This is a genomic window from Segatella copri (assembly GCF_026015295.1).
Lineage (GTDB): Bacteria > Bacteroidota > Bacteroidia > Bacteroidales > Bacteroidaceae > Prevotella > Prevotella copri_C.
In genome coordinates this window covers 2,452,378-2,470,350 of record NZ_JAPDUW010000001.1, presented here as the reverse complement: position 1 = coordinate 2,470,350, position 17,973 = coordinate 2,452,378, and the positions used below count along the sequence as shown (strand labels likewise).

General features: G+C 45.9%; 16 protein-coding genes. 3 read left to right on the top strand and 13 right to left on the bottom strand.

Going from position 1 to position 17,973, the window contains the following annotated elements; genetic code table 11:
- Positions 1-25 precede the first annotated feature (25 nt).
- From ONT18_RS10515 to ONT18_RS10500, 4 genes are read right to left on the bottom strand one after another with little or no spacing between them, the layout of a single operon-like run.
- The gene (locus ONT18_RS10515) at positions 26-1,183 is read right to left on the bottom strand and encodes a toprim domain-containing protein (protein WP_233904989.1); all 1,158 of its coding nucleotides are present in this window, start codon (positions 1,181-1,183) and stop codon (positions 26-28) included.
- A gap of 12 nt (positions 1,184-1,195) precedes the next feature.
- Positions 1,196-2,737 carry a hypothetical protein gene (locus ONT18_RS10510; protein WP_264905449.1) on the bottom strand — a complete coding sequence of 514 codons (1,542 nt, stop codon included), beginning with the start codon at positions 2,735-2,737 and terminating at the stop codon, positions 1,196-1,198.
- A 12-nt stretch (positions 2,738-2,749) separates the two neighbouring features.
- Positions 2,750-2,974 (bottom strand): hypothetical protein, encoded by a 225-nt coding sequence (locus tag ONT18_RS10505; RefSeq protein ID WP_117701508.1) that lies wholly within the window; start codon positions 2,972-2,974, stop codon positions 2,750-2,752.
- Between the two features lie 26 nt (positions 2,975-3,000).
- Positions 3,001-3,759, bottom strand: a complete 759-nt coding sequence (locus ONT18_RS10500; RefSeq protein WP_264905445.1) for a DUF4099 domain-containing protein — start codon at positions 3,757-3,759, stop codon at positions 3,001-3,003.
- Between the two features lie 217 nt (positions 3,760-3,976).
- Here ONT18_RS10500 and ONT18_RS10495 point away from each other — a divergent pair, with 217 nt between their 5' ends.
- Positions 3,977-4,588: a M23 family metallopeptidase gene (locus tag ONT18_RS10495; RefSeq protein ID WP_264905443.1), complete on the top strand. Its 612-nt coding sequence runs from the start codon at positions 3,977-3,979 to the stop codon at positions 4,586-4,588.
- Positions 4,589-4,893: 305 nt separating this feature from the next.
- Complete coding sequence (locus tag ONT18_RS10490) at positions 4,894-6,180, top strand: IS1380 family transposase (RefSeq protein ID WP_264903518.1); 1,287 nt, start codon at positions 4,894-4,896, stop codon at positions 6,178-6,180.
- Positions 6,181-6,320: 140 nt separating this feature from the next.
- Here the strand turns inward: ONT18_RS10490 and ONT18_RS10485 are convergent, their stop codons facing one another.
- The 7 genes from ONT18_RS10485 to ONT18_RS10455 form a co-directional block, all read right to left on the bottom strand.
- Positions 6,321-7,490 carry a class I adenylate-forming enzyme family protein gene (locus tag ONT18_RS10485; protein ID WP_264905441.1) on the bottom strand — a complete coding sequence of 390 codons (1,170 nt, stop codon included), beginning with the start codon at positions 7,488-7,490 and terminating at the stop codon, positions 6,321-6,323.
- Complete coding sequence (locus ONT18_RS10480) at positions 7,487-7,711, bottom strand: acyl carrier protein (protein WP_264905439.1); 225 nt, start codon at positions 7,709-7,711, stop codon at positions 7,487-7,489. The genes ONT18_RS10485 and ONT18_RS10480 overlap by 4 nt, the downstream gene beginning before the upstream one ends.
- 18 nt (positions 7,712-7,729) lie before the next feature.
- Positions 7,730-8,977: an alpha/beta hydrolase-fold protein gene (locus ONT18_RS10475; protein ID WP_264905437.1), complete on the bottom strand. Its 1,248-nt coding sequence runs from the start codon at positions 8,975-8,977 to the stop codon at positions 7,730-7,732.
- Positions 8,974-10,878, bottom strand: coding sequence for a 1-acyl-sn-glycerol-3-phosphate acyltransferase (locus tag ONT18_RS10470; protein WP_264905435.1), 1,905 nt, complete (start codon positions 10,876-10,878; stop codon positions 8,974-8,976). The genes ONT18_RS10475 and ONT18_RS10470 overlap by 4 nt, the downstream gene beginning before the upstream one ends.
- Positions 10,879-10,989: 111 nt before the next feature.
- Positions 10,990-11,313: a transposase gene (locus tag ONT18_RS10465; RefSeq protein WP_301331982.1), complete on the bottom strand. Its 324-nt coding sequence runs from the start codon at positions 11,311-11,313 to the stop codon at positions 10,990-10,992.
- Positions 11,298-12,056, bottom strand: a complete 759-nt coding sequence (locus ONT18_RS10460; RefSeq protein WP_264905431.1) for a transposase — start codon at positions 12,054-12,056, stop codon at positions 11,298-11,300. The genes ONT18_RS10465 and ONT18_RS10460 overlap by 16 nt, the downstream gene beginning before the upstream one ends.
- A complete protein-coding gene (locus ONT18_RS10455; RefSeq protein ID WP_260849721.1) occupies positions 12,010-12,441 on the bottom strand; it encodes an ISAon1 family transposase N-terminal region protein in 432 nt (143 codons plus the stop codon). Before ONT18_RS10455 ends, ONT18_RS10460 begins: the two co-directional genes overlap by 47 nt.
- 285 nt (positions 12,442-12,726) lie before the next feature.
- Between ONT18_RS10455 and ONT18_RS10450 the strand changes: the two genes are divergently transcribed.
- A complete protein-coding gene (locus ONT18_RS10450) occupies positions 12,727-13,188 on the top strand; it encodes a PD-(D/E)XK nuclease domain-containing protein (RefSeq protein WP_264905428.1) in 462 nt (153 codons plus the stop codon).
- A 204-nt stretch (positions 13,189-13,392) separates the two neighbouring features.
- Here the strand turns inward: ONT18_RS10450 and ONT18_RS10445 are convergent, their stop codons facing one another.
- Complete coding sequence (locus tag ONT18_RS10445; RefSeq protein WP_264905426.1) at positions 13,393-14,685, bottom strand: TolC family protein; 1,293 nt, start codon at positions 14,683-14,685, stop codon at positions 13,393-13,395.
- Between the two features lie 94 nt (positions 14,686-14,779).
- Entirely contained in the window at positions 14,780-17,968 is a 3,189-nt protein-coding gene (locus ONT18_RS10440) for an efflux RND transporter permease subunit (RefSeq protein WP_264905424.1), read from the bottom strand.
- Positions 17,969-17,973: the final 5 nt, after the last annotated feature.

Here is a 17,973-nt window from a genome sequence, read left to right as displayed (position 1 = left end):
TCATTTTTGATAATGACACCGTGCTTTATCTGCGGAAGCCCGATGTCTGTTCCTCTTTTTCCTTCTGTTTGGCTTGCTGTTGTTGCCTCTCAGCCTCTTGCGCCTTGGCGAACTCGAAATAGTCGAAGTCTATCTCTCCTTGGTCTATCAACCGTTGGTCTCGTTTGCCAAGCAAGGCATCGTTCCAGTCTTTGTATTGTCCCAAAGGATGAAAGGCTTGCACCGTGAAGTCTGCAAATCCCATTTCCTTGGCGATTGCTTTGAAGTTCTTCACAAAGCCACGTCCTGCCTCGTCTTTGTCAAAGCCCAAATAATGGTTCGCTTGTCGGGTCTCTTCCAGCATTCCCTTTATTTGCCCCTTTGTCGGTGTACCTCCGGTCGAGACATACACGCTCTTCACCGGGTTGATTTGGTACTCTGCCATAGCATCGTAGGCACTCTCGAACCATAGAATATTTGTGGCTTCTTTCAATGGCTTACCTGTCAGGTTGGCTATCCACAGTCCTTCACTGCTGTTGCTTCCTTCTGCTTTTCCCTTGTATGCCTTACCGTCTTCTCGCTTGGGTCTGCCTCGTTCTTCCAATCCAACGATGCAATCTGGCTTGGACGGCAAGGACAGTGGAAAGGCGAGATTGGCAAAGCTCAATCCGTCATTTCGACGCTTGGTCGCCAAGAAGAAGTGCTTGTGGAAGGCGAACTGGGTCCCCATGTTGATGCCTCTTTCCTTGAAATAAGGATAGTGTTTCCGTTGAGTGTCCTTTTCCCTTGGGTTGAAACGCAAGATGTCATAGTCTGACAGGTTGAAGGGCTTGGCATCTCGCTTGGGTTCTGCCACTCTGCTTTCACGCACGTCAATGGGATTATTCAACAGTCTGTTGCATACCACATTCACCAGTCTGTCCAATGACATCCCTGGCTTATAGTCGTCAAACAGCGTCGGATGCTCCTTGATGAAACCTATCACGTTGTAGTTCTTCTGCTCTGGTGGCTGAAAACAGCACTTGCCATTGCCAGTGACAATAAACTTGTCACCCCTCACTCGCTGTCCATGACTGTCCACCTTTACATACGACGGATAGCGCAAGCCATCTCGTTTGTTCAACTGATAGCCTGCGTCCACCAACAACTCTTGTATGTTCAGACGCTGCAAGAAATCATTATATGTCAGTTCGTTGTTTGCCATAAGCGTATTCCGTTATAGTCCTTTCCCCATGTGCTGATGCAATACCTCTTGGTTCATGGCTGCCTCAAAGTTTCTCGCCGCCACATCCATCGGTGTATCTACTCCTGGTTTGAAGTAGGGACGAGGTGGTGCAGGGGCTGCACCATGATGGTGGTCAACTATCACTACAGGTGCGCCATGTGGTCTATGAAGTTCACTGCCGACTTCGGCTGCAACACCCAGTCCTGCCAACAAAGCTGCTCCTATCTTGGTTCCCAAACTGGTACGGTCTTTCATATCTACCTCACCGAATATCTTGGAAAAGAGTTTCATGCGATGGTAGTCATCCACTGCCATGAACTTGTCATACTGCTTCTGCGTTATCTCGTGGCTTACTCGCTCACCGTTGATGATGGCTGTCATGCGGAACTTGCCTTCTTGCTCCGCTGGCTCCACTCGTATCTCACCAACAGTTACTTCTCTGCCATGCTTGCCTTCACGGAACCATCCCTTGCTCTCGTCCAAGTCCTGCCCATCCACAATACCTACTTTATTGTTCACAGGCTCTTGCTGCACTTGCAATGGTTCTACTGTTGACTGCAACTGCATCTTGCCATCCAACTCCTGCTGCACCTCTGGGCGCAAACCAATATGGATGCGCTCCTTGCTGTTGAGCATATCCATCGTTATCTTGTCTGCGAAATCATCCTTAATGACATTGTTCAGTATCTCCAGTCGCTTGGCTACCGACACTTGCTTGACGGAATTGTTGGTCAAAGCCTTCAATTCTTCGTCGGTCAAGTCATACACCATATCACTCTTGGTGCTTTCTGATTGGATGGTGAGTGTCTTTGCCTTCTCATCGATGATGATACCGTGTGAAGACAGGCATTCCTGCCATTGATCGTTGGAGAAATATACAGGTGAGCTAATCAGTTCCTTGTAGGGTTTGGCTGGCTCTTGACTTCTTGGACGTGTTTCTACAGGTGTCATCACGGCTTGCAGGTTTTGTAATACGTCTGCTTGTGGTACTACTTGTTGCTGTCCTTTATAGTAAAAGCCATAACCTCCAGAGGTTAACTCACCAGGTTTCAGCCTTCTGTCAGGTCTTTCCGCTACCATCGGTGCTCCTGCATAGAATATATGTCCTCCGACTCTGCGTAGATGATAGCCGTCCTGCATTCTCGGTGTCCAACCTAAAAACTCTGGACTCCATCCCAACCGTCCGTACTCTCCGGCACCAATCCTATATCCATGCAGCCCCATAGCCACTCTTCCGTTAGCATTCCTTGCATGGACAAGATTTCTCGGCATATAGAAGTCTTTGCCGATGATGCTGGTAAAGACATTGTACGCCTTCTTGTTGGCAGAGTTGGTTCCCCAATCGGTCAATGCCAACATCTGTTTCTCGGTGAGGTTATAGGTCAGCAGTGGGGAGTCATGTCCCTGTACCGCTAACTGATAACCGTCACCGTTGGCTATGATATGGGCTTGCATACCATTGCGCATCAAGATGTCACGCATCTCTGGCTGCAAGTCCATCTGTCTTGGATTCAAGTTCTTTCTTATCGCCATAGCATGATTTTATTAAGCGTTCTCTTTTTCCATTCCTTGCTCTAACAGTTCATCTTTGTACTTCACAAACTGTTCCGCACTCTCGTTGCCGATGCACAGGGCGTGTTCCTTGCAGTATTCTTGATACTCGTTCTGCCATTCCTCACTGAAATGGTTCACATAATCAAGCCAACCGTATTCGCCGCTCTGCATCTTCTCTACGAGAATGTCTTCTGTATAATAAGGTCCTTTTCTCATTTCTTCCCAAAGTTTGATGTTTCACTTTACTTTCTTGCAACGGCAGAAGCATGTCTTCCAGCTGCTTTTTTCTGCTCATTCCACAGTTCTTCGGTATATTCCTCCTCTGGAACATAGTCAAGATTACCGTCATCATCCATTACCCAACAGCCATAGATGCCGAAGGTGTATTTGTCCCACTCTCGCTTGCCTTCCTTGCGCCACTGGTCACCATCGCCGTTGGTGAAGCGGATGCCAGTATCGCTCTTCAGGTCGATGCCTACAGTCACAGGCTCGTCTTCTACGGCAAATGTCAGTGCCTCGCCATTTTGGATGCTCTTTAGCTCCGTTCCTCCAAGACTGAGTTCGTCGGACAGCACCTGTAGGTTTCTGCCAATCACTGGTGTCGGCACAGCCATCACTTGGTTGGTCTCACCGTCAATCTGTACGAATGCCTTGATAGGATTGCCATCGGGCATATTCACATTTGCCACCACAGCCTTGCCTTGCTGCAACAGTTCCTGCTGCTCTTTGGTGAAGTTATCCAATGGGGCGTACTTCAACACAGGATAGAACATCACATCCACGTTTCCATCTGCCATTCTTACCAAGGCGAATCGGGTTCTACTCTTGATTCTGTAACCCTCGTTTACTTCCATGCTCACAGGCAATACTGGCGATGGACGCCCATTGCTGATGTCCTCCAAGGCATGCATCGGCAGGTCTTCTATCATCTCATGGGTAAGACCGAACTTAGCGAGTGTCTGATATGGCACTTCTCTTTCTTCAAATGAGTTTCTTTTCATATTCTGATTATATTTTGAATGATACTTTGCATATAGCCATGCAAAGATAGCCCAAGAGTAATGAATACAAGAAAGCCTACGTTCTTCTGCCCAATCTTTTCCGTTTTATTATGATTATATCATTACTTCATACTCTCAATCATACTTTAATCTTATTTTATGTTATACTTTTACAGCATCGTGTATCACTCTTGATTTCTTTCCCTAACTTTGCACCATGAAATGGAAAATAGTGGCATTATGGGTAATAAGTTGTCTGGCGGTATCGAGTGCAAAGGCGCAGTTCAATACCGTCAGAGACAACGTATGCCGTTACAAAGTCAAGAAAGTGGAGGAGAAGTTTCTGTTTCCTGTAAACAATCAGGTAGATTCCGTCACTGCAAATCTACCACAACAGGAAACACACTCGGTGGATAACAAACAAAAACAGTGGACAAGTAGCTATCCAAGCATCACTTATCCACTGAAATCAATCAAAGTCACCAGCCCTTACGGCTATCGTCGTGACCCTTTCACAGGTAAACTATCATGGCACAACGGTTTGGATCTTCGTGCGAAGAACGAACCTGCCTATGCCATGATGGATGGTATTGTCGAAAAGGTAGGGTATGACAATCGTTCTGGCAACTATGTTACATTGAGGCATGGCAATTATCATGTCAGCTATTGCCATTTATCCTCTATCATAGTTCGTAAAGGAGAATATGTTTATCCCGGTATAATTGTTGGAGTCACAGGCGATACCGGTCGTAGTACAGGTAGTCACCTACACCTTACATGCAAAAAGGATGGCAGGAGTATCAATCCCGCCATCCTTTTCAAAATCTAATTTTTTATCGATAACTCTTGCGATCGATTTTTCCATTAAATGTACGCCGCACTTCAGCAATCTCACCATATAATACAGGAACTTTATGAGATTCTAATTTAGATTTGAGGTAATTCACCAGATTCTTTCGATTATAATCGACATCTGGTACAATCAACAGTTTCAATACCCTTAATTCCGCAACACTATATTTAACATTATTTATAAGTGCCTGAGCAACAAAAAGTTACCCAGGATTTTGCCATGTCAGAATTTTCACTTACCTTAGTGTTGCGAAAAGAAGACAAGCAAAACTCTAATATGACATGGCAAAGATACAAATAAAATCTGAGAAACTCACTCCTTTTGGGGGAATTTTTTCGATTATGGAGCAATTTGATGCTCTTTTAGCTCAAACCATAGATTCCACCTTGGGATTGAGATGCACTATGTTTGGTTATCAATATAGCGAGATTCTACGCTCTCTGATGTGCGTATATCTTTGTGGTGGCTCATGTATTGAGGATGTTACAACTCACCTGATGAAACATTTGTCTCTTCATCCAACTCTTCGCACTTGCAGCGCAGACACCATATTACGTGCTATCGAAGAACTGACTTTTAAGAGCATCACCTATAAGTCTGCTTCTGGCAAATCCTATGATTTCAATACTGCAGACAAGATGAACTGCTTACTGGTCAATGCCCTGCTTGCTACTGGTCAATTGAAATCCGGTCAAGAGTATGATTTTGACTTTGACCATCAGTTCATTGAAACAGAGAAGTATGATGCAAAACCAACCTACAAGAAGTTCTTGGGCTATAGTCCAGGGGTGGCAGTCATTAACGACATGATTGTCGGTATTGAAAATAGAGACGGTAACACAAACGTGCGCTTCAACCAAAGAGAGACTTTGGAAAGAATCTTCAAGCGATTGGAGGCTTCGGAAATATATATTTCTCGTGCCCGCATGGATTGCGGCTCATGTTCGGAGGAAATCGTAGATATGGTAGAGGCTCATTGCAGGCATTTTTATATTCGTGCCAACAGATGCTCTTCTTTCTACGATTCCATGTTTGCCTTAACTGGATGGAAAACTGTTGAAATCAACGGTATTGAGTTTGAGTTGAATTCTATCCTTGTTGAGAAATGGAAAGGAAAACCGTATCGTCTTGTCATACAGAGACAAAGGCGAATAGATGGATACCTTGACATTTGGGAAGGCGAATATACCTACAGATGTATACTGACTAACGATTACAAGTCGAGTGCAAGAGACATCGTGGAATTCTACAATCTTCGTGGTGGCAAGGAACGCATCTTCGATGACATGAACAATGGCTTTGGCTGGAATCGATTGCCAAAATCGTTCATGGCACAGAATACTGTATTCCTGCTTATGACAGCTCTCATCAGAAACTTCTACAAAGCTATTATGCAGAGATTGAAAACCCATGAATTTGGATTGCGTGCCACCAGCAGAATCAAGACCTTTGTTTTCAAGTTCATCTCTGTTCCTGCGAAATGGATTAAGACATCACGTAGGCATGTATTGAACATTTACTCAGACAACAATGCTTATGCCAACCTGTTCAAGACAGACTTTGGTTAAAGACCATGCTTTTCTGGTTAAACCAGCGTATTACCTCAAGTCGCTTTATGGGGTAAGGGGATTTTGTGTCTGCGACATTTCTGTTGTGCAAGAAATATGTACAATAAAATGAATTTTGTCGCTTTGCAAGCAAAATCCCACTAAACCCTATAGGTTGCGGATTTGAGGAATACTTTTCCAACAACAGGATGTGGAGCCTCGATACAAATGCAATCTTTCACACCAGAAAAAGCCAATGCAATGTCTTCAACCTCTGTAGGAGCAATCTTATAACCTCCAACGTTTATAACATCGTCACTTCGTCCATGCAGACGTAACCTACCTTTTATATCTATAGACCCTAAATCTGCTGTAATAATGGTACCATCTTTTAGTACTTTTGCTGTTGTTTCCGTATCGTTCCAATATCCCATCATAAGTGTTTTTCCCTTACACCCAACGACACCGTCGTCTGTAATGAAAAATGAGGATCGTTTCATTGGCATTCCCAAACAACCTGCCAAACATTCGCCATCATTATAATTAAAAGTAGAAATAATGCCTGTTTCTGTAGATGCATAGGTGTTGTAAAGTCGGGTTTGAGGCAAAACTTGACACAACAGACGCATATCTTCTAATGGCATGGGAGCAGCTCCCGTTTCTATGAAATCTATCTTATTAGCATACGATGTCAATTTATCCTTCGCAAAAGTCAAGAGCATACGTATGCAAGCTGGAACCAAGAAGGTTGCCACCTTGGTATTCGCATCATCTATTACCTCAAAGAAACGGTTAATATCCTTCATTCCATCAATCAACTGGATTGTTCCTCCTGTGTAAATAACGGGATAGATTTTCGACAAACTACCAATATGATTCAAAGGTCCATTGATGATAAATGTTAAATCACCATCATACTCTTGTGCCTCAACCAAATTTTCCGCATCAGCCATAATTGTTTCATGACTTATCATGACTGCCTTGGATTTTCCTGTTGTACCTGTTGTATAGAGTATATCAGCCACACCCTCTGGAGCAATCTTTCCAGAAAAAGTATCTATAAGTTGCTTTCTTTTACAGGACGGTAATTCTTTATCTAAGGGCACAGCTACAGCATCTGCAAGATGGATTGCAAAATAAGATGCAATAAAATCAAAAGTAGAAGTTGCCACGATTGGTACCATTTTTCGTGTAACATCCCCTAATTCAATTGATTTAAGGCATGCGGCCTTAAATAATGCTGAATACGAATATGATTTTCCCTCGCATTTTAAAGCTATCTTCTCTGGGCTGTACGTTGCATGCGAACGCAATTTATCCTCTATCGTCATTTTTCAGCTATTTTCTTTTGTACCATCTCAACAAGACTATCAAGTGTTCTAAAATTCTTTGGAGTGACATCTGAATGGTTAAGTTCTATCCCATACATATCAGAAAGTGTCATTAAAATTGTTGTTATTCCAAGCGAATCAAGCTCTTGAAACAAAAAATCAGAGTCTAAATCTACTAAAGGCAACACATTCTCCAGTGTCTGTCGAATAATTTCTTTCATTGTCATAATAGTTAATAATTAAAAAATACGAGGTAAAAAATCCAATAAATATTTCCGCCAATTTTCCCAACTATGTCCTCCATCTGTTTCATTATACAGATATGTAGCTCCTTGTTTAGAAAGGCGCTTGCGAAATTTATCCAAGAAAGTTTTTAAAGGATCTTTCCTCCCAATTGCAATATAATAAAGTTGAGGAGGAGTTTTAAACTGATTTTTTAGTTTGTTGTCTAAATTCTGATAAACATCTACATCTTCAACAACATCTTTTCCCTTCTCATATTTTTGCTTCAACCAATCTGGTAATTTGTCTTTAATCTTCTCAACTTGAGCATTTACTTTTTGTATGTGCATAATATTTTTGTCAGTCAATGGATTTATCGATTGGGGCGAGAACAAACCTACATAATCAAACATCGTTGGATTGTTAGCAGAAATGGCTATTGTATGTAGCCCTCCCATTGAAAGACCGGCAATAGCTCTATGTTGCTTGTCAGACTCAACCCTAAACGTTTTTTCTACAAAAGGTATGATTTCTTCAGAAAAAGCCTTTTCTGTTCGCCCCATCCATGAAGATACATTAGAACGACTTGCTTTTCCTTGCATATAAGGGCTTTGTCCTGGTGCAGCATCCAAATCTACGATTCCGTTAGGCATAATTACAATCATAGGCTTTGCCTTGCCTTGTGCTATCATATTATCCATTATCTGAGACAAACGACCCATATCAAGCCATGCCATTTCATCACCACCAGTACCATGTAAGAGATACAATACAGGATACGTCTTTTTGAGATTCACGTCATAGTCTGCCGGCAGATAGACAGACAAACGACGTTGCTTCATATTCTCATTGAATGATGAAGGATACCAAAGTTGACGAACTTTGCCATGTGGAACATTTTGCTTTTTATAATAAGATCCCGGGAATCCGTCGACAATAAAATAATTCAAGGTGTCAGTAATATCACGTACTACATTAGGATTGCATGGATCCAAAAACTTTTTTTCACCATCATAGAAACTGTATGTATACATCTCCGATGGAAGAGAATCAACATGTAAAATCCATGTACGATCTATTAATGCCATATTTTTTGCTTCCGTAAAAGATCCTTCTACTATCACATTCTTTTCTTCAGAATTACGATATTTGAATGTGACAGACCTGTCTTCGCCTATTAAAGGCATTTGTTCCTTTGCGGTCTGACCACAAACCGAGGAAGAAAGCAAGAATAGTATAAATGACAATATAAACATGTTTTTCATACGCTTATAACTTTAATATTACTAGTTTCCTCTAAACTCTTGTCGGGCATATCAAACATAAATACCTGACATTTATCCGCTTTAATTTCTGCAACATCTATTGTCTTATGTATTTTTAAATTAGGAACTAATCCTTCTGAACAATAGAACAACAATGTTGATTTTTCCTCATCAGGTTCATATACTGATACTATAATATTCTTATGCACCAAGGCGTAAAGAAGTGCGAATTCTCCAAAGCTATGATTGAAGACAAGAACATTGGAAGATGTTACAACTCCATCTATCCACTGAGAAAAGTTGCTATACTTCTTTAGATTGTTCTGTACAGCACGATATATTTCCGTTCCTTTATATCGATAGCGGTCAAGCAGTAAATTGTGATAATAATGAGAAGTTTCTATCAATGAAGCCATTTTAACATACTCCTCAACATAATACCTATGTATATTTTTTGTCCGCTGTACATATCCATCTCCCCATCGAGCATCATTCAACAAAATGCGCTCACGTATACTTACTGTAATATTTCCACCATACACCGCAAAGCTATTTCTTGGTAAAACATCATTCAAACCATGTAAGAACACAGGCACAATATCCAATCCCAATTGTTCTGCTATATAGAATGCACCTTTATGAAATCGCATAATAGAAGACTTGGAATTTCGTTCGCCTTCGGGAAATACGACAAGACTATATCCCTGTTTTACACGTTCCCTAAGAGCAGAGAGGTTCTTATTCATATCCTTTGATAGGGTAACAAAGCCCAACCATTGATAAATACGTTTTACTACCCAATTGTTACTTGGGTGCCTATTGGAAATGATTACTATTTTGGAGCTCAGCGCCATAAAAACAGCAGCATCCAACATTGATTGATGGTTGCTAATTATCATGGCAGGTTGTTCAAAGTCTTCATCTGAAGTGTTCTCCACACGATATTTAACTGTAGGTATATGCGTAAGATTATACTGATAAAGTCGCTGTACATATCTATGGAAATGTCTCCTCTTATTTGCCGTAGGCTTTAACAAGCATAAAGTCAAAAATCCTCTTACATAAACTGTTGTCAACTGACAGAAAAAAACAAATGAAGACAATCCCATAACGATAAGAGGCATCATTGAAACAGGTCGTTTACGATATTCGCCATTGTGTCGCACCAAAAATTTGAATACGAGTGGTGGGAAAATGTAGGCCATTAGCACTACAGAGAACATACCGGCAATTGTTACTTCTGCAAGCGAATGGAGTGCGGGATGACGTGCTACGATCAAAGTACCGATTCCAATAAACATAATCAATGCCGAAATGATGATGGAATGCTTGTAAGAAGCCAACATCTTGCGACGATAAGCATACTCATACATGGCACCCTCAGTCATGAAGATTGTATAATCATCGCCCTGACCGAAGATGAAGGTAGCCAGAATGATATTGACAATATTGAACTGCATACCGAACAAAGCCATAATACCCAATATCCACAACCAACTCACTGCCATAGGGACAAATGAGAGGACTGCCAACTCGATACTACCAAAAGAGAGCCAAAGGAAAAAGAACACTATGAATCCGCATGCAAAGCCGATATAGTTGAAGTCGTTAGACAAGTGATTGGCGATAGCACTATTCATACTGTCCACATCAAAGCTATAGCTATCATGCGAATCCAAGACATCCTCCACTTTACTCACGTTGTTATCCTTCACGGAAAGAACATTAACTACATTATATCTTCTATTGACACTATCCATACTCAAGTTGGAAACAAAGAGTGACTGGGTAAGAGGTTTAAAGTAAGAGAAGTTTTGTGGCTGATAGTCCTTGTCTAACAAGGCATAGAACTCATCAAAACTATCGTCAGCAAAACCTTCCGAGCGCATACCGACTTCCAAGGAAGACTTGATTTTTTCCTTGTTACGTTGTATAAAATCCTGCCAAAGAAGCAAACGGCGTTGCTGTTCCTTATCGGCACAGTTGCATAAGTCCGTGGCAATATAATCATGTTATCCAAAGATCATAGACGCTCTGAACATAAAGAAAGGTAAATCCTGCACACCGCGTAGTTGTGCTCTAAAGCCTTTCAACTTAGAGTTAAGAGATTCAGCATGAGCATTGGTTGATCTGTTTATGAAGTAATTTAGTACTTCTTCTTCCTTGTACTTGATGGCATCCCTTGCAGCCTTTACTTCACGCAACGTACAAGCTGATACCTTCTGATACCACTCATGCAGTTTAACCTTAGCAGTACCCCGGTCGATAGACTTGTTGCTAAACACGCTTCTTAGGCTACAAATCAAAGTATATGCTTCCTTTATCTTTGGGAACATCCCGAAACACGTGTTTTCTGCCTGTCAGTCCATTTCTCACCACTCACACTCAGCAGATACTTGCTTCTTGTCAGCAGTTCTATGACAGTTTCGCCATTGGCAAGCATGGTTGGCCTGAAGCGTTTGTTCAACCTCTGTGGCTTGCGTCCCCGCTTCTTGCCTTTGTATTTCTTTGGATGTTTCTTGCGGTAGTATTTACGGCTCTTTACCAGCTGTTCAAGTTTCTTTTTGAACATGGCCTTCTCCTTGTTTTGTGCTTTCTGTGCTTCTCGTTTAGCTTTGAGGCGGAGTTCCTCCACTGCTTCGATACAACGCTTGACGATATGGAAGCAGTCAATGACTATGGCTGCATTAGGAAAGGCTTCTGTGACGACAGCAAACATGCTGTCAGAGAAGTCCATGGTAACTTCCTCGACCTGCTCTCGCTGTTCCTGCGGTATCTGCATAAGAACATTGATAATGTCTGAGGCCTTAGTGCCTTTTACAGCTGCTATTAAGGTGTGACGTTTGCCATGCCCTTCTTTGTTGGTCAAGAATGTCATCAGGTCCTTGTGAAGCATGGTCTCGTCAATGCCCAGCCGTTTGCCTATGTTCTTAGGATGCAGCACCCAGTCCTCTGCATGACTGGCTTGTTCCCAATTACGGAAACCGCTCAGATGATCCTTGTAAGCACGCTCCAGGTTATTGCCATCTACCTTAAAGTATAGTCCCAGCGAGCGGGCCGTTATCGGGTAGGTATCCAAATATTTTTTTTAAGACATCAGCAAACTCCTTAGAGTAGCTGGTGTTATCAGCAAGCAACGAGTACCTGTCAAGGATTATGTTTCTGCCTTCTGCCGTTAACCATCTGCGACGTCTGACATGAAGAACGACCTTGTGATCACGGATAGGAAAGTCGTTAACCTGACGGCTTTCCGTGAAACCATTGGGCTTAAGGTCGTGCCACTCTTCTTCCCGTGCATCTTTTTCGTCAAGATAGATGTGAAGAAGGACGCGCTCATTACCAGTCTCTTCAATAATGCCAGTGTGGTCTTCGTTAACGGATGTAACGTCGAAGTACTCAAGTATGCCTTTGGGAAGAAGGTAACTTGCCAGAATCTTATAGTCAAATGCTGATTGCTTACTCATGAGTGCAAAGGTAATGCTTCTTATAAACATTTAAGCATTAAACAAGAAAATATAGACCTATACTACAAAAATAAGCCACGGATATTTGCAACTGTGCCGAAATTCGGCGTTATTCCGTCGGACATAGGCGAAGGGGTTGATGCCATCCGCCCCGAATTTGACGCTCCTACAGAGAACATGGAGTCGCTCACTCCGTTGCTTTATCAGAGCGGGTACCTAACAATAAAGAATTTCGACGCTTTTGGCGAAGTGTATCATCTCGGCATACCCAACAAGGAAATACGTGTGGGACTGTTCCAATCTCTGTTGCCAAAATATCTCGGCAACAAGGGAGGGCGCGGCGGTACGGCCGTGGCAAAGATGGCTTCGCTCATCAACCGCGACGACATGGACGGCGCCCTGCGGCTGATGAAAGATTTTCTGTCAACCGTTCCTTATTGCGACAACACGAAATATGAAGGGCACTACCAGCAACTGCTCTACATAATGTTCTCGCTTCTCACCAACTACCGCATGCAGGTGGAAGTGCGCACCCACAAGGGACGCATCGATGCCGTGCTCGAAACATCGAACCGCATATATGTAATTGAAACGAAATTAAACGGCTCGGCAGAAGAAGCCATGCGGCAGATTGAAGAAAAGGCTTATGCCGACGCTTACAAAGACGCAGGCAAACCTGTGACTAAGGTGGGAATAAACTTCAACGTGGAAAACGAAGCCAATTTCACGGAATGGGTGATTAAATAACCATCTTTTTTCACTTTTAATCAAGCCATATTCCACCCCATTCAAAAACAAGCCTTGTTTGCTCTGCAAAACGAACTTCTTTGCAATCAAAACAAGGCTTGTTTGCGTTCCAAACAAGCCTTGTTTTTAAAGCGGCAAAATACTGCCGGTTTTCACACTCAATTCAGCTTCTGCCGCACTGCGGCATCCACCGCCACGCGAAGCTTACGGCAGAGCCTGATAGAGGGCTATCAAGGAAGCCACCTTCATGTAGCAGTTTTGCAACACGGTCATCTTCGCCGAAAGCAGATTCTCCTGCGCCGTGAGCACCTCAAGATAGTTGCTGCTGCCATTCTGCTGCAGCAAACGGGTGGACTTCACGGTGCGCTCAAGCAGTTTCACCTGATTGTCGAGCAATGCCGACTTTCCGTTGTAAGTCTGCACCTGCGTCAAAGCATCGTTCACCTCCACTCCTGCATTTAGCAGAGCCTGCTGAAATTGCAGGCGCGCCTCTTCCTGCTGCGACTGCTTTATCTTCAAGTCCGCCTTCAACCGTCCGTTTTGGAAAATCGGTTGCGTGAGCGAAGCTATCGCTTCAAAGAGCATCTTGGCAGGATTCACTATCACGCCAGCCGAATTAGTCCACCCCGCCGTACCCGTAAGGGTAAGCGAAGGATAGAACGCCGCCTTTGCCTCTTTCACCGCATAAGCTGCCGCCGCCAAGTTCATTTCGGCCTGACGCACGTCCGGGCGCACCGACAGGCGCGACAAGGCGATGCCCTGCCCCTCCGCAATGTCGGCACCCATAGACTCCGAAGCACTCTGAAGCAGACTCCTGCCGCCGCCCGAACTGTCGGCATCGAATGCCATAACAACGGTATTTGCACTGTCGCCCAAAAGCTTTTTCATGGCATTCTCGCTCTCGCGAATCTGCTGTTCCAAGTCCACTGCCGTCACCTTCACCTGCTCACGGCTCGCCTCCGCCTGCGAAACGGCGGCATCGGTGTACTGTCCTTCTTCCATGAAAGCCTTCATAGTCCTCACCGTCTCGTTCCAGACATCAACCGACTGGCGCGCAAGCGACAGCTGCGCATGCAGCAAGGCGCAATTGTAATACTCGCGTGCTATGCTCGCCACAAGGTTCACCTGCACCGCCTGCCGATAAGCCTTGCTGCTTTCCACGAGCATTTTCTGCTGCATTTTGGCGTTCTTCAGTTTGCCGAACAAGTCAATCTGCCAGCTTGCCTGCAACGGCAGCGAGTAGGTCTTCGACGCACGTTCGCCGCCGAAACTGCTTATTCCGGCACTTGGCGAGAATGCAAGCGAAGGCAGGTTGGCAAGGCGTGCCGACTTGAGCGTGGCCTCAGCCTCGCTTATGCGCAGGCGCGCCACATTCAGGTCGGTGTTGTGGGCGAGTCCGCACTCTATCAGCCGCTGCAACTGACTGTCGGCAAACACCTTGCGCCACGAGTCGCCGTCGAACGAATATCCTTCAGCGGCATCGGTCGGTGCCACCACGCCGGTTGCCGTTTGTGCCGAAACTTCGGGCGCAGACAAGGTGCAAAGGCACAACGCAATACCACAAAACGCGCCACTGACCAATGTATAACGATTATTTTTCATCTTCATTGTTTTTTATGCTCATAAACGATTCATGCTCCGCCGCCGTCTGCACATCAGCCTCTTCGTGCTTCGGTCCTCTCACGTATTTCTCCTGAAGATACTGGAACACGATGAAGAACAAGGGGACGACGAAAACCAATGCCGACGTGCCCACAAGCAGTCCACCCACCACTCCGGTGCCCAAAGCACGGTTGCCGTTGGCTCCCGCCCCCGAGGCGAAGACGAGCGGAAGCATTCCTATAACCATCGTCATCACCGTCATCAATATCGGGCGGAACCGCGCCACGGCCGCACTGTAGGCAGCCTCAACAATGCCCATGCCCTTGCGGCGGCGCTCCGAGGCGTATTCAGTGATAAGAATGGCCGTCTTGGAAAGCAGACCGATGAGCATTATGACACCAGTCTGAAGATAGATGTTGTTCTCCAAACCGAAGATGCGTGCGAAGAGGAAACTTCCCATCAGTCCGAACGGCACGCTGAGAATCACCGCAAACGGCACAAGGAAACTCTCGTAAAGGCACACAAGAATGAGGAAGATGAGCATAACGCAGAGTCCGTAGACCACAACTGTCGACGCGCCGCCCTGCTCCGCCTCCTCGCGGGCAATGCCGCCGTATTCGTAAGAGTAGCCCGACGGGAGCGTCTGCTTTGCCACTTCGGCGATGGCGCGCTGCGCTTCGCCCGTGGAGTAGCCTTCTGCCACATCCACGTTTGCCGCAATCGAACTGTAAAGGTTGAAGCGGCTCGCCCCTTCTGCGCCCACCGTCTTGCGGAGCGAGGCAAACTGGCTTATGGGAGCCATGCCGTCGTCGGTGCGCACGAAGATGCGGTTGAGTGCAAACTCGTCGGTGCGGTATTCCGGCGAAGCCTGCGACATCACGCGGTAGACCTTGCCGAACTTGTTGAAGTTGCTCACATAAGTGCCGCCGGTGTATCCGCCGAGCACGTCGAGCACATGCTGCGACGACAAACCGGCACGCTCGCACTTCGCCGCATCCACATCAATGTCGTACTGCGGAAAGTTGATGCTGTAAGACGAGAAAGCCATTGCAATCTCCTTACGGTCGTTGAGCGCCATGAGAAAGCGCTGCACATTGTCGTAGAACACCTTGGCATCGCCGCCCGTGCGATCCTGCAAATTCAGGTCGATGGCGTTGCCCTCGCCGTAGCCGGGAATCATTGCGTCCTCCATGCAGAACACCGTGGCTTCCTTTATGGCTTCCGTTCCGGCCTGCATACGGCCGATAACCGCCCCTATGCTGTGCTCGCTTCCCTTGCGTTCTCCCCACTTTTTCAGCGTTATGTAGAGCGCACCGTAGCACGAGCCCGTGCCTCCTCCGAAACCGTCGATGCGTGCATAGCTTGCCACTTCGGGCTGCTGGTTCACCACTTTCTCCACACGTTCCATTATCTTTCCCATTTCCTCCATCGAGGTTCCGGGCGAAGCCGAAACGAACATCTGTATTAATCCCTTGTCCTCCTGAGGCACAAGTCCTGTGCGCGTGGTGCTGATGAGGTAGGCAAACAGCGCCACCACGATGCCGAGAGCCGTCCATGCCGTCCACCGGCGACGGAAGAAGAACATCACGCCACGCTTGTATTTGCCGAGCAAGGCGCTGTAAGTGGCGTTGTAAGCCGCCTTCACCCTGCCGTTGAGACTCTTCGCTCCCTTAGTTCCCGATGCCGGGCGCATGAGCAGTGCACACAATGCCGGGCACAAAGTGAGGGCGCTCACCATAGAAAGACCCACCGCAGTGGCCATGGTTATGCCGAACTGTGTGTAGAAGACGCCTGCCGTTCCGCCCATGAAGGTGACGGGGATGAACACCGCCATGAACACGAGCGTGCAGGAAACCACCGCCATCGTGACGTCGCTCATGGCGTCGCGCGTGGCAAGATAAGGCGACTTGTAGCCTGCGTCGAACTTCGACTGCACTGCTTCCACCACCACGATGGCATCGTCAACCACCGTTCCGATGGCGAGCACAAGGGCAAAGAGCGTGAGGATGTTGATGGAAAATCCGGCTATCTTCAGGCAGGCGAACGTGCCGACAAGCGACACTATGATGGAAAGCGACGGTATGAGCGTGCTCTTGAAGTCCTGCAAGAAGAAGTAGACAACGAGTATCACGAGCAGAATTGCAATGACAAGCGTCTCCACAACTTCGTGAATCGACTCGAAAAGGAAGTCGTTGGTGTCCATGAAGGTGACGAACTTCAGCCCGTCGGGCAAGTCCTTTTTCATGTCGTCAAGTGCCTTGTTGATGTTGTTGTTCACTTCCGTCATGTTCACTCCAGACACGGGGAACACCTGAAAGCTCACTCCCGGCTTGCCGTCGATTATTCCCTTGAAGTTGTAGGCGGTGGCTCCGAGTTCCACTTTCGCCACATCCTTCAGCCGCAGCAGGTTGCCGTCTTTGTCGTTCTTGAGCACAATGTCCTCGAATTGCTTCACATCTGCATAACGGCCCTTATACTTGATTGTGTATTGGAAAGCGTTTTTGCTCTGCTCTCCCAACGCGCCCACCGCCGCAACAAAGCTCTGCCGGTTGATGGCGTCGTTCACATCGTCAGGCTCCAAACCGTATTGTGCCATCACGTCGGGCTTCATCCACACTCGCAAAGCGTAGGTGCTGCTGTAGGCTTGCACATCGCCCACGCCCTCGATGCGCTTCAACCGGGGGAACACATTTATCTCCAAATAGTTGGAAATGAAGTTCTCGTCGTACTTGCCGTTGGTGCAAGTGAGACCAGCAATCTTCAAGAAACTGTTCTGACGCTTCTCCGTGCTCACTCCCACACGAGTTACTTCGGCAGGCAGAAGTCCCTGCGCACGCGCCACACGGTTCTGCACATTCACGGCAGCCACATCGGGATTGGTGCCCTGTTTGAAGTAGACCGAAATCTCAGCCGAACCGTCGTTGGAGGCGTTCGAGGTCATGTATATCATGTTTTCCACGCCGTTTATTGCCTCCTCAAGCGGCATCACCACGCTCTGCATCACCGCATCGGCATCAGCTCCGGTGTAACTGGTGCTCACATACACCGTGGGCGGCGCAATGTCGGGGTATTGTTCCACCGGAAGCGTGAACAGCGAAATGATTCCGGCAACCAACATTATGATTGAAACGGAAACCGCCATCGCCGGACGCTTTATAAAGATATTGCCTTTTTTCATTTATA

Coding starts and splice junctions, on each gene's coding strand:
- ONT18_RS10515 (WP_233904989.1), bottom strand. CDS start 1,183: ATGGCAAACAACGAACTGACATATAATGATTTCTTGCAGCGTCTGAAC.
- ONT18_RS10510 (WP_264905449.1), bottom strand. CDS start 2,737: ATGGCGATAAGAAAGAACTTGAATCCAAGACAGATGGACTTGCAGCCA.
- ONT18_RS10505 (WP_117701508.1), bottom strand. CDS start 2,974: ATGAGAAAAGGACCTTATTATACAGAAGACATTCTCGTAGAGAAGATG.
- ONT18_RS10500 (WP_264905445.1), bottom strand. CDS start 3,759: ATGAAAAGAAACTCATTTGAAGAAAGAGAAGTGCCATATCAGACACTC.
- ONT18_RS10495 (WP_264905443.1), top strand. CDS start 3,977: ATGAAATGGAAAATAGTGGCATTATGGGTAATAAGTTGTCTGGCGGTA.
- ONT18_RS10490 (WP_264903518.1), top strand. CDS start 4,894: ATGGCAAAGATACAAATAAAATCTGAGAAACTCACTCCTTTTGGGGGA.
- ONT18_RS10485 (WP_264905441.1), bottom strand. CDS start 7,490: ATGACGATAGAGGATAAATTGCGTTCGCATGCAACGTACAGCCCAGAG.
- ONT18_RS10480 (WP_264905439.1), bottom strand. CDS start 7,711: ATGAAAGAAATTATTCGACAGACACTGGAGAATGTGTTGCCTTTAGTA.
- ONT18_RS10475 (WP_264905437.1), bottom strand. CDS start 8,977: ATGAAAAACATGTTTATATTGTCATTTATACTATTCTTGCTTTCTTCC.
- ONT18_RS10465 (WP_301331982.1), bottom strand. CDS start 11,313: ATGTTCCCAAAGATAAAGGAAGCATATACTTTGATTTGTAGCCTAAGA.
- ONT18_RS10455 (WP_260849721.1), bottom strand. CDS start 12,441: ATGAGTAAGCAATCAGCATTTGACTATAAGATTCTGGCAAGTTACCTT.
- ONT18_RS10440 (WP_264905424.1), bottom strand. CDS start 17,968: ATGAAAAAAGGCAATATCTTTATAAAGCGTCCGGCGATGGCGGTTTCC.